This window comes from Mesorhizobium sp. M1E.F.Ca.ET.063.01.1.1, from assembly GCF_003998155.1.
GTDB lineage: Bacteria > Pseudomonadota > Alphaproteobacteria > Rhizobiales > Rhizobiaceae > Mesorhizobium.
Window position 1 is genome coordinate 1 of the sequence record NZ_RZSC01000117.1, and the last position, 11,767, is coordinate 11,767.

An 11,767-nucleotide genomic window follows, 5' to 3' on the forward strand; every position below is an offset into this window, starting at 1 on the left:
GTCTTGGCCGTGCTGCCGGTGGTCTCCCCGGGCTTCTTCTTGGCCTTTTTCTTGTCGGTCGCCTTGGCACCGTTTTTTGTGTCGGCATCGGCTGCGCGCTGCCTGGCGGTCGAAGGCCGGCGCGGCTGGGCCGTGGTCTGATCGTCGGCGAACGGGTCGTCGGTTGCTTGCGGCTGGTCGAAGATGCTCGCGGTCGCGCCCGCTGTCTGGTCGTCGTCCGGAACGGCCCCCGGGCTCTCCGGCTGGTAGGGGTTTGCTTGTGTCTGGTTGTCAGCCGCCGGAGCTGCCTGATCCTGCGATCCTTGCGCGCGCAATTGCCTGGCCTTGCGCTGCTGGTCGGTCAGAATTGCCGATTCGGAGACCTCGCCGCGCAGCTCGGTTTCCTGCGCGAGGACCGGCGCCGGGCGCAGCAAGGCAAGAACGCTCGCCGCCACCAGCAGTGTGCTGACGGCTATGCCCTTTCGACCGCTTTTCGTTTCAGGCTGGGCCCCGGACATCGTCACCACTGCTTGCGCGGCGCAGTCGCGCCATACTTACCGAACCGTAAAGGCGGATGGTTAACGGACGGTTGAGGCGGGCCGTTTTCGCAACCCCCGGGAAGCGTGAAACGGCAATTCCGTTGGACAGGCGGGCGACATGGCGCTAATGGCATCTGCCATGCATGCGGGGTCCCAAGAAAGTAACCAGCCGGAAGAAAGAAAGCAGCCGGACAGGCAGGCTGCGATCGAATCGGCGCTGAGAACGGTGGCGACGGAACAGGCCGGCGTGGCGACACTTGCCACCGCTCTCGATAACGGTTTGTCCGAACCATTCGCAGCCGCGGTGGAGGTCATCTCGCGGATCGAGGGCCGCGTGATCGTCACCGGCGTCGGCAAAAGCGGCCATATCGGCTCCAAGATCGCGGCGACGCTCGCTTCGACCGGCACGCCCGCCTTCTTCGTCCACCCGGCCGAGGCCAATCACGGCGATCTCGGCATGATCGCCAGGGACGACGCCATCATCGCCATGTCCTGGTCGGGCGAAAGCAAGGAGCTGATGGGCATCGTCGCCTATTCCAGGCGCTTCTCGATCCCGCTCATCGCCATCACCTCGGGCGAGACTTCTGCGCTGGCGCGCGCCGCCGACGTGGTGCTTCTCCTGCCGGCGGTGCCGGAGGCCTGCCCGCACGGGCTGGCGCCGACGACATCGGCGCTGCTGCAACTGGTCATGGGTGATGCGCTGGCGATCGCGCTGCTCGAGGCGCGCGGCTTCACGCCGGATCACTTCCGCACCTTCCATCCCGGCGGCCAGCTTGGCGCCAACCTGACGCAGTTGCGCGAGATCATGCATGTCGGCGAGCGGCTGCCGCTGGTGCCGTCGGGCACCGGGATGCGCGAAGCGATCGTCGAACTGTCGCGCAAGGGCTTCGGCTGTGTTGCGATCACCGGCGGCGACGGCGCGCTGATCGGCATCATCACCGACGGCGACATCCGCCGCCACATCGCCAATGATCTTCTGTCAATGAGTGTCGATCAGGTGATGACGAAGAAGCCGAAGACGGCGGCTCCCGACACGCTGGTGGCGACGGCGTTGCAGACGATCAACACGTCCGCCATCACCAGCCTGATGGTGGTCGAGGGCGGCCGCCCGGTTGGCCTTGTCCATCTGCACGATCTGCTTCGCATTGGCGCGGCATAGGATGCGTTGATGTCCGGTGAGGCCGGCCTGTTGGGCCTGGCCTGAAATCTCGACGCATCCTGGAAGTTGGCTTGGTCAGACGGCTTCGACTGTCAGCTCCAGATCGGTATCGGCGGCACCCGTGACACGCACTTGCGCGCCCGCAGGAAGATCCGGGCCGGAGACACGCCACAGCGTATCCCCCAACCTGATGCGGCCGCGGCCGTTCTGGATCGGCTCGGAGAGCGTCGCCGTGCGGCCGACCATCTGCGCGCCGCGGCGGTTGAGCAGCGGCTGGTCGATCTCGCCGGCACGCGCGGCCGTCAGCCTCTTGCCGACGAAGGCCGAGATCACGGACAGGACAAGGAAGGCGATAACCTGGACCTGCCAGGTCCAGATGGCGCCATTCAACTCGGCCTGCCAAGGCAAGATGGCGGCATAGCCGATGAGCAGCGAGATCGCGCCGATGATAAGGGCCGCGATGCCGATCCACAGCATGAACACGCCGGGCGCCACGATTTCCATCACCAGAAGCACGAAGCCGAGAACCATCCAGTTCCATGGCCCGAGTTCCGAAACGATGCGGTCGATCATTGACGTTTCTCCCACCCAGACGGCATAGATCAGTTGTCGCTCCGCCGCACCACCGGCGGCCGCGAGCCCTGCCGCGGCGTGCCGGAAGGGCCGTCGCCCTTGAAGACTTCGCGGGCGATCTCGCCGATACCGCCCAGCGAACCGATCAGCGACGAGGCTTCGAACGGCATCAGCACGATCTTGTTGTTGCTGGACGAGCCGATCTTGGCCAGCGCCTCGGTGTATTTCTGCGCGACGAAATAGTTGATCGCCTGCACGTCGCCCTTGGCGATGGCTTCCGACACCACCTGCGTCGCCTTGGCCTCGGCTTCCGCCGAGCGCTCGCGCGCCTCGGCGTCGCGGAAGGCGGCCTCCCGGCGGCCCTCGGCCTCGAGAATCTGCGACTGCTTCAGGCCTTCGGCGGCGAGGATCTGAGCGCGCTTGTCGCGTTCGGCCATCATCTGGCGGCCCATCGATTCCACCAGATTGGCCGGCGGGTTGATATCCTTGATCTCGACGCGGGTGATCTTGATGCCCCAGGGATGCGCCGCCTCGTCGACGACACGCAGCAGGCGCTCGTTGATGGCGTCGCGGTTGGAGAGCAGTTCGTCGAGATCCATCGAGCCCATGACGGTGCGGATGTTGGTCATGGTGAGGTTGAGGATGGCGTTCTGCAGACCGGAGACCTGGTAAGCGGCCTGCGCCGCATTGAGAATCTGGAAGAAGGCGATCCCGTCGACGCCGACGATGGCGTTGTCGCGGGTGATGATTTCCTGGCTCGGAACATCCAGCACCTGCTCCATCATATTCATCTTGGCGCCGATACGCTCGAAGATCGGGTTGATGATGTTGAGGCCAGGCGTCAGCGTCTTGGTGTACCGCCCGAAGCGCTCCACCGTGTAATTGTAACCTTGCGGCACCGTCTTGATGCCTTTGAAAAGAAGGATGACGACGAGAAAGACAAGAACAATGATGGCAATATCGAAACCGCTGAAGCCCATTTCGTTTCTCCCTCAAAGGCGGCGACCTCACGGAATCACTTAAGTGTGTTTCCGCAGCGTTACAATCATGTGATCGCTAATATTGGTTAGCGGACGCTTTTGCGCACCGGTTTCAGGGTCTGTCGATGAAGCCCGTCACACCCAGCCGGACAACTCGCGCCGCACCAGCGCCTCGATCACCGCCATGCCCTCGGCGCTGTCGTTGAGGCAAGGAATATGGGCGAAGTTCCTGCCGCCGGCGTGATGGAACGTCTCGGCCGCTTCACGGCCGATCTCGTCCAGCGTTTCGATGCAGTCGACGGAGAAACCCGGATTGACGATGGCGATCGACTTCACGCCTTCCTTCGCCAGCTTCTCGACGGTGACGTCGGTATAGGGCTGCAGCCATTCCTGCGCGCCGAAGCGCGACTGGAAGGTGATGATGAGCTTTTTGTCATCCCAGCCGAGCCTTGCCCGCAGCAGCCGCGTCGTCTCGAGGCAATGTGCCTCATAAGGATCGCCCTTGTCGGAATAAGGCTTCGGAATGCCGTGATAGGAGGCGATCACCACCTCCGGCACGAAATCGAGCGTCGCCAGATTTCGCTCGATCGAACGGGCGAGCGCCTCGATATAGACCGGCTCGTCGTAATAGGGCGGCACGCTGCGGATCGCCGGCGCATGCCTGATCCTCATCAGCGCGCGGAATAGCTGGTCGTTGGCGGTCGCCGTCGTCGTCGCCGAATATTGCGGGTAGATTGGGAAGGAAAGGATGCGCTCGCAACCCTGTTCGACCAGTCGGAGGGCGACGCTCTCCGTCGAGGGATTGCCGTAGCGCATCGCCCAGTCGACCACGACATTCGGCAAGTCAGCGAGGGCACCGGCCAGCTTCCCGGCCTGAGAGCGGGTGAAGGTGCGCAGCGGCGACTCGTTCCTCTCCCGGTTCCAGATCCTGGCGTAGTTGGCGCCGGACTTTTTGGGCCGCGTCGTGAGAACCAGCCCGTAAAGGATCGGATACCAGATCGCCTTGTTGAGCTCGATGACCCGCGGATCGGAAAGGAATTCCCTGAGATAGCGCCACATCGGCTTGAAATCGGTGCCGTCGGGCGTGCCGAGATTGATCAGCATGATGCCGATCTTGCCGGCCTTTATCGGTGCGGCGCCTGCCAGCGCCGGACCGGCGGTCTCGGCGGCTTTCGCATCGGCAGGGTTGGCAAGCGTCATCAACGGTCTCCGGACGGGCGCCGTGAAACTAGCGACGCCCTGCTGCTTTTCAATGTAGCGTCTGGCCGCACCTTATCCCGCTCCCGCATGAAAACGGAACACCCGCCCGGTTGCCGGACGGGTGCCCCTGAATTTTCCGGCGAGAGATTACTTCGCGGCCGGTGGAATGGTGAGCGTCGCGCCGAGCGGCAGCCGGCGCGGCCTGTAGTCCTTGTTGGCCTCGGAGATCAGCTTCCATTTGGCGCCGTCGCCATAGTTCTTCTTGGCCAGGTCCCAATAAGTGTCACCGGCGGCGATGACATGACTGGTCTCTAGGCCAGTCTCAGCCGGCTTGGCCCCGGCCGGTGCCGGCTCGGCAGGCTTCGCCGGTTCGGCGGCGGGCGCCGCAGGCGCGGTTTCAGCCGGAACGGTCGGCGGTGTGCCGGCGATGTCGCCGGAATTGGACGGCAAAGCCGGCATCGCGGGCGCAGTCTCGGCCGGTTTGGCAGGCTCGGTGGCCTGTGCCGTCGTGGCCGGAGCTGCCTCGGCGGGCTTTGCCGGTTCAGCCGCGGCTACCGTCGCGCCGACCTCGGTGATGCGGCCGTCGAGCTTCGGCGTATAAGGCCGGTGCGCGCCGAGATAGTCGGCCACCACCTGCTCCAGGCCAGGGCCGTAGTCGTAAGCGTCGGTGGCCTTCTCGGCGAAGACCTTGTAGCCGTCGCCGCCCTGGCGCACGTAATTGTTGGTGGCGACAAGATACTGCTTGTCGGGATTGATCGGCGCCCAGGCGCCGTTCTCCATCACCTCGACGGATTTGACGCGGCCGGCATTGGGCGCCACCGACTTGTCGAAGGAATATTTCAGCCCGGCGACCTGCGGGAAGCGTCCCGCGCCGTCCTCGATCTGGCTGAGCCCGCTTTCCAGCCCGGCGACCAGATCCTTGCCGGAGATCTTGAACGTCGCCAGCGTGTTCTGGAACGGCAGGACCGTCAGCACCTCGCCCATGGTCACGGTGCCCTGGTCGATCGAGGCGCGCAGGCCGCCGCCGTTCGAGATGACGATCTCGACGCCCTGGCCTTTCACCCGGTCGAGGACGGCGTCGGAGACGAGGTTGCCCATCTCGCATTCCCGCGCCCGGCAATTCTCGCGGCTGCCGTCGATCGGCTTGGTGGTCTCGGCGACCTCCTTGTTCTTCAGCGCCTCGATCGGCGCGCCGAGTTCCTTGATGCGGGCGAGCACGGCGGGATCCGGTGTAATCGACTTGTCGAGAAAGATCGGGTCGCCGTTCGCTTCCTTGACGACGCCGTTGTCGTCGAACACGACCTTGAACTCGCCGAGATATTTCGAATAGGACGCCGCCTGCACGACCGGCACCTTGTAGCCGTCGGGGTTGTCGACCATCGTCGGGTAGGGGCCTGCCGCCTTGGGGTCGGTGTTGGACAGGAGCGTGTGGCTGTGCCCGCCGACCACCACGTCGATACTCGGGATTTTCGCAATGACATCGCGCTCGCGGTTGTAGCCGATGTGCGTTACGGCGATGATCTTGTTGATGCCTTCTCCCTTCAGCTTCTCGACCTCGGCGGTGATCGACTTGACGTCGTCCGCGATGGCGATGTTGGGACCGGGCGAGGCGAGTTCCGGCGTGTCGTTGGTGACGGCGCCGACGATGCCTATTTTCTGCCCGCCGACTTCGACCACGATCGACGGCTTGATCTTGCCCGCGGCGCCGGATTTGTCGTTGGGCATGACGTTGGCGCTGACGACCGGGAACTTCGCCTTATCGACAAAAGGCACCAGCGCGCTCTCACCGTCGTCGAATTCGTGGTTGCCGAGCGTCACCGCGTCGGGTTTCATCTGATTGAGAAACTCCTCCTCGGCGGCGCCCTTGTAGGTGATGTAGAACAGCGATCCCTGGAAGCTGTCGCCCGCGTTGAGCAGCAACACGTTCTGGCCTTCCAGCTTCTTGCGCTCCTGCGCGATCGCCGTGACCAGCCGGCCCGCGCCGCCGATGCATTCGCCCTTGGTTTCCTCCTCGGCGGAACATGTCGACTCGTATTTGTTATTGCCTTCGATGCGGCTATGCCAATCGTTGAAATGCAGGATGTTCAGCGTGTAGTCGGCAAAAGAGGTTCCGGCCGACAGGCCAAGCGTCGAGGCAGACAGGGCTAGAATGGCGGCAATTTTCTTCATCTTCGTCTCCCGGATAAGCTGACCTGATGTGCTTAACGCCCTCGCTTGACTGGAACATAACAGCCAGCTTCGGGTCATGTTCACATCGCGTTTTGGTCGATGCAAGCGGAAATCGGGAGGAAGTTTGCCGGCACAAAAAAGGACGGCGGCTTGCGCCGCCGTCCCTGAAAAGGGTCGATGCCTAACGGCTTATGCCCGGCGCGTCAGCACGAAGTTCTGACCGCTGGCGCTGGTGCAGTTGAGCTGGCTGGTGGAGACCATCAGGCAGTTGAAGCTGACCGGCGTCTGGCGGATCAGCGACGTGCCGTGGATCTCGACCGAGGTCGGGCCGGTCATGGTGTAGCTGCCTTCGGACAGCTTCTGGCCGGTGTCGGTGGCGACGGTCGTGAAGCTGCCTGCCGCGAAGGTCGACAGGCCGGTGCCCTTGGCGTCGATCCAGTTGCCCTCGACGCCCTTCGGCGCCGCTGCGATCGGCTCGGAAGGGCCGGTGGTGGTGCAGGCGGCAGCGGCCAGAAGGCTTGCCGCGGCGCTTGCCGAAAGCAATTTGCGCGCAATGGTCATTTGAAAACCCTCTCCTCTCGCATCGGCCCGAAAATCGACTTCGATTTCGGATGGCACGACGCGTCCATTCAATGTGCTAGAGCGGACTTGGTGCATCCGAATGGACGCGTGTCGCTCTAGGCCGCCCGTCTTCAATCGCCCGATTTCCGGGCGATTGCAAGGTGGAGACGGCGGTAGGCCTGGCTGCTATCGCACCAGGATGTTGCGGAACTGCCACGGGTCGTCCTTGTCGAGATCCTCCGGGAAAAGGCCCGGGCGGTTATCGAGCGGCGTCCAGTCTGTGTAATAGCCCCTGACCGGCCCGAGATAGGGAAACTGCACTTCCAGGCAGCGCCGGTAATCCATCTCGTCGGACTCGACGATGCCGGCCGCCGGATTTTCCAGCGCCCAGACCATGCCGGCGAGCACCGCCGAGGTGACCTGCAGGCCGGTGGCGTTCTGGTAAGGCGCCAGCTTGCGCGCCTCGGCCAGCGACAGCTGCGAACCGTACCAGTAGGCATTCTTGTCGTGGCCGTAGAGCAGCACGCCGAGCTCGTCGACGCCGTCGACCAGCTCGTTCTCGTCGAGCACATGGTGGACGGGCTGCGCCTTGCCGGCGGCGCCGAACATCTCGTGCAGCGACAGCACGGCGTCATTGCAGGGATGGTAGGCATAGTGACAGGTCGGGCGGTAGTTCACCTTGCCCTTCTTGCCGCGCACGGTGAAGAAATCGGCGATCGAGATCGACTCGTTGTGCGTCACCAGGAAACCGTATTGCTCGCCGGGCGTCGGGCACCAGCTGCGCACGCGCGTGTTGGCGCCGGGCTGCTCCAGGAAGATCGCCGCCTGCGAGCCGTTTTTGTGCTTCTTGCCGTTCTTGGGCATCCAGTTTTCGTGCGTGCCCCAGCCGAGCTCGGCCGGCTGCAGGCCTTCCGAGATGAAGCCCTCGACCGACCAGGTGTTCCAGAACACGTCCATCGGCTTCGGCTTCTTGGTGCGCTGGGTATCGCGCTCGGCGATGTGGATGCCCTTGACGCCGGTCTTCTTCATCAGCTTGGCCCAGCCCTCGCGGTCGTGCTGCTCGGGCTCGGCAAATTCGAGCCCGAGATCGGTGGCCAGGTGGACCAGCGCCTGCTTGACGAACCACGAGACCATGCCGGGATTGGCGCCGCAGCAGGAGATCGCCGTGCTGCCGCCGGGATTATTCTCTTTCTCTTCGCGCACGGTTTCACGCAGCGCGTAGTTGGTGCGCGAGGCATTGTCGGCCGTTTCGTCGAAATAAAAGCCAAGCCAGGGCTCGACCACGGTGTCGATGTAGAGCACGCCGAGCTTGCGGCAGAGCTTCATCAATTCGAGCGAGGAGGTGTCGACCGACAGGTTGACGCAAAAGCCCTGGCCGCCGCCATTGGTGAGAAGCGGGGTCAGCAGCTTCTTGTAGTTCTTCTTGGTGACGGCGTCCTGCATGAAGGTGATGCCGCGCTCGTCGAGCAGCTTGCGGTCGGTGTCGAGCGGGTCGATGACCACCATGCGCGACTTGTCGAACTTGAAATGGCGTTCGATCAGCGGCAGCGTTCCCCGTCCGATCGAGCCGAAGCCGATCATCACGACAGGGCCGGTGATTTCACCGTAAACGGGCCAGTTTTCATTCGCCATTTTCTGGGACACTCCTTCAAACACATGCAAAATCCGGCGTTTCCGCCGGAAGCGCTACACCACAGATCATTGTCACAAACCAGCGAAAAGCGCCAACCGCCGGCTAAGTCGCGATGATGGCGTGGTTAAGCCGCCTTGGCCATGCCGTCGAGGAAGCTGACCAGCCGGTCGCGGTCGGCGGTCAGGCCCTTGTAGTCGAGCTGTTCCTGATCGAGGGCGTTGAGCTGCCCGGCGAAAGAGGCCGCGAGCGCTGGCTTGTCTGGGTGGCGGGCAAGCACGGCCAGCGGGTCGAGATGGATGCGGATTGTGAAGAGGATGTCGCGCGAGACCGGCAGCTTGCGCAGCGTTTGGCGCTCGACGCGGATGAAGGCATGCGCGTTGATGTCGCCGTCCGGAAAGCGCGTCGGGCGGTTGGTGGCGCGGTCGAGGCGCTGGATGTTGGAAAGCGGATGATAGAGTGCGTCGCCCGCCTGGATCGACCAGTTGAAGCGTTCGACCGCCTGGCCCTGCAGCCCGTCGAACATGCGGTTGATCAAATCGGCCGGCCGCGTGCCGGGGCCGAAGCCAGGCACGGGCGCATGGATCTCCTGAAGCGGCTTGCCGAATTTTTCCTGGAGCGACCAGGATGAGGGGAAACAGAGCGAGCCGGCGGCGAGCCGCCAGCCGTCGTCGCCCCGGCGCATCAGGATCAGATCTTCCTGGACCAGCAGGGACGCCCGGACAAGCGGCGCTTCCAGCAAATCGGGAGCCAGTCCGCCCGTTGCCTGCTCGAGGCCGACAACCTCGACATCCGAGCCGATACCTCGGTGTGTCTCAGGATATTTTGCCGGAAGATAGGCGGAGAGGAGGTCCAGCACCTCGCGCTGCGCGTCGCGGGTGCCGTCTTCCTCGACAAAGACCTTTTCCGGGATTTCCGTGTAAAGCCGCCGCTTCTCTGCGAGATGGGGCAGAAGGAACCGATCGATCTCGATCCAGCGATCGAGCTCGAGCGGTTTGAGGCCGATGGTGAAAGGCTTTGAAGACCCGTCATAGGGCATGTGGGTTGGGGGCATGTGGGTCGGCTGGCGAACGATCATGCTTCTCTCAAACAGAAAATGGCTTTTCTCAAACAGAAAACGACTGGCGGCTCCAGTGTCAGGCCAGTTGCGCCGGGATCAGCCCGCGCAGTGAATTGCCGACAAAGATCGCCTTCGCCGACTTGAGATCGTCGTAGCTGTAGATCGCTTCCACGGCGCGGCCTTCGTCCAGAAGCTCGCCGCGCAATATTCCAGGCAAAAGGCCGCAGTCGAGCCGGGGCGTCGCCAGCACACCGTCGCCGAAGTCGGCGAAGAGATTGGTGATCGTGCCCTCGCAGAGTTCGCCACGCTCGTTGGCGAGCAGCACCTCGTCGGCTTGCGTGATGAGATATTCGGCACGTGCGTGCGTGTAGACCTGTCGCCGGCTGGTCTTGTGGCGCAGCAGCATGTCACTGGAATCGAGCCGGGTTCGCGCCAGCCGCAGCCGCCACACCTTGCCGGCCGGAAGCGGTTCGTAAGGTTGCGCGGCGGCTGTCGCTTCGCCATTGCGCTGCAGGGCAAGCCGGGTGCGCATCGCGATTTGCTGCCCGCCGACCGCGCCCATCAGCACCTCACCGATCCGTTGCGGGTCGCAGGCAAAGCCGAGCTCCGCGGCGGAAGCGTAAAGCCGCGCAAGATGGCGGTCGAAGCGCAGGAAGCCCGAGCCAGGCTCCCAGCGCATGGTCTCGATCAGTTCGAAGTCGGCACGGTTCCCGTCGCGAAGCGCGCTTTCAGAAGACACTCCCGGTACTCCTCATCGGCCGTCGAATCGAAGACGACGCCGCCGCCGACATTGTAGACGGCCTCGCCATCGGCAAAGAGCGAGATGGTGCGGATCGCCACCGAAAAGCGCATCGTGCCGCCGGGTGCGACCCAGCCGATGGCACCGCAATAAACGTCGCGCGGCACGCTCTCCAGATCGTGCAGGATCTCCATGGCGCGGATCTTCGGCGCACCGGTGATCGAGCCGCAAGGGAAAAGCGCGGCAAAGACCCGGCGAATGCCGACATCCGGCAAGAGTTTCGCCCGCACCCGGCTCACCATCTGGTGCACCGTCGGATAGGTCTCGATGCGGAACAATTCCGGCACCTCCAGCGTGCCGACCTCGCTGATCAGCGAAATGTCGTTGCGCAGCAGGTCGACGATCATGCGGTTCTCGGCCTGGTTCTTTTCGTCGTTGCGCAGGAACGCCTTCAGCCGCGCGTCCTCGGCCCTGGTCGCGCCGCGCGGCGCGGTGCCCTTCATGGGGTGCGTCTCGATCATGCCTTCGGCGTCGATCTCGAAGAAGAGTTCCGGCGAACGCGACAGCACGACCGGATCGCCAAGCGAAATCAGCGCGCCGTATTTCACCGGCTGGCGTTCGGTCAGCGCGTCGAAGGCGGCAAGCGGATCGCCGGACCATTGCGCATGGACCGGAAAGGTCAGATTGCCCTGGTAGCAGTCGCCCTTGCGGATGTGTTCGTGAAGGCGCGCGAAGCGGACGGCGTAGTCCTTGGCGGACCAGCTTGCCCTGGCGTCGAAGATCGGGCCGTTGCTGGCGGGGCCCGAACCCTTCGGCACCGCCTGTTCGAGCGGCGCGTCGAAGACGCCGAGACAGATCAGTGGCGCGCGGCGTCCTTCAGGCAACAATGGCACCAGCTTTGGCTCGAGCAGGTAGCCGGCCTCGTAGGAGAAATAGCCTGCCAGCCATTTGCCGGCGTCGGAGGCCGCCTGCGCTGCCTCGAGCGCTGGCGTGAACTCGGCCGCGCTGCGCGCGACAATGATTTCGTGCGGCCGGTCGAAGACGAACTGGCGAGCGGTCTCGTCGTTGCGGAAGATGGCTGAAGGCAGGGACATAAGCCTCGAATGCGGTCAATTCAGTCGACCGCTCTATATGGGGGCTCGGCGAGGCGCAATCGAGGGAACGGCGTCGGGCGGCGC

At 63.9% G+C, this 11,767-nt stretch carries 10 protein-coding genes and 1 pseudogene; 1 reads left to right on the plus strand and 10 read right to left on the minus strand.

Annotated elements, in window-relative coordinates:
* A pseudogene (locus EOA29_RS11705) lies at nucleotides 1-497 on the minus strand (hypothetical protein); the annotation flags it as partial.
* 160 nt (nucleotides 498-657) lie between these two features.
* Between EOA29_RS11705 and EOA29_RS11710 the strand changes: the two are divergent.
* A complete protein-coding gene (locus tag EOA29_RS11710; protein ID WP_126095767.1) occupies nucleotides 658-1,677 on the plus strand; it encodes a KpsF/GutQ family sugar-phosphate isomerase in 1,020 nt (339 codons plus the stop codon).
* 75 nt (nucleotides 1,678-1,752) lie between these two features.
* Here the strand turns inward: EOA29_RS11710 and EOA29_RS11715 are convergent, their stop codons facing one another.
* The 9 genes from EOA29_RS11715 to EOA29_RS11755 all read right to left on the minus strand — a co-directional run bounded on the left by EOA29_RS11715 (nucleotide 1,753) and on the right by EOA29_RS11755 (nucleotide 11,683).
* Nucleotides 1,753-2,250, minus strand: a complete 498-nt coding sequence (locus tag EOA29_RS11715) for an NfeD family protein (RefSeq protein WP_126092135.1) — start codon at nucleotides 2,248-2,250, stop codon at nucleotides 1,753-1,755.
* A gap of 29 nt (nucleotides 2,251-2,279) precedes the next feature.
* Nucleotides 2,280-3,230, minus strand: a complete 951-nt coding sequence (locus EOA29_RS11720; protein ID WP_126092136.1) for an SPFH domain-containing protein — start codon at nucleotides 3,228-3,230, stop codon at nucleotides 2,280-2,282.
* 135 nt (nucleotides 3,231-3,365) lie between these two features.
* The gene (hemH, locus tag EOA29_RS11725) at nucleotides 3,366-4,430 is read right to left on the minus strand and encodes a ferrochelatase (RefSeq protein WP_126092137.1); all 1,065 of its coding nucleotides are present in this window, start codon (nucleotides 4,428-4,430) and stop codon (nucleotides 3,366-3,368) included.
* Nucleotides 4,431-4,577: 147 nt separating this feature from the next.
* Nucleotides 4,578-6,599, minus strand: a complete 2,022-nt coding sequence (locus EOA29_RS11730) for a bifunctional UDP-sugar hydrolase/5'-nucleotidase (protein ID WP_127220924.1) — start codon at nucleotides 6,597-6,599, stop codon at nucleotides 4,578-4,580.
* 189 nt (nucleotides 6,600-6,788) lie between these two features.
* Nucleotides 6,789-7,160, minus strand: a complete 372-nt coding sequence (locus tag EOA29_RS11735) for a hypothetical protein (RefSeq protein WP_126092139.1) — start codon at nucleotides 7,158-7,160, stop codon at nucleotides 6,789-6,791.
* A 186-nt stretch (nucleotides 7,161-7,346) separates the two neighbouring features.
* Nucleotides 7,347-8,792: a homospermidine synthase gene (locus EOA29_RS11740; protein ID WP_126092140.1), complete on the minus strand. Its 1,446-nt coding sequence runs from the start codon at nucleotides 8,790-8,792 to the stop codon at nucleotides 7,347-7,349.
* A 125-nt stretch (nucleotides 8,793-8,917) separates the two neighbouring features.
* Nucleotides 8,918-9,868 carry a DUF3445 domain-containing protein gene (locus EOA29_RS11745; RefSeq protein WP_127220925.1) on the minus strand — a complete coding sequence of 317 codons (951 nt, stop codon included), beginning with the start codon at nucleotides 9,866-9,868 and terminating at the stop codon, nucleotides 8,918-8,920.
* Nucleotides 9,869-9,926: 58 nt separating this feature from the next.
* Nucleotides 9,927-10,589 (minus strand): aminotransferase class IV family protein, encoded by a 663-nt coding sequence (locus EOA29_RS11750; RefSeq protein WP_126092142.1) that lies wholly within the window; start codon nucleotides 10,587-10,589, stop codon nucleotides 9,927-9,929.
* Nucleotides 10,538-11,683 (minus strand): aminodeoxychorismate synthase component I, encoded by a 1,146-nt coding sequence (locus tag EOA29_RS11755; protein WP_126092143.1) that lies wholly within the window; start codon nucleotides 11,681-11,683, stop codon nucleotides 10,538-10,540. The genes EOA29_RS11750 and EOA29_RS11755 overlap by 52 nt, the downstream gene beginning before the upstream one ends.
* Nucleotides 11,684-11,767: the final 84 nt, after the last annotated feature.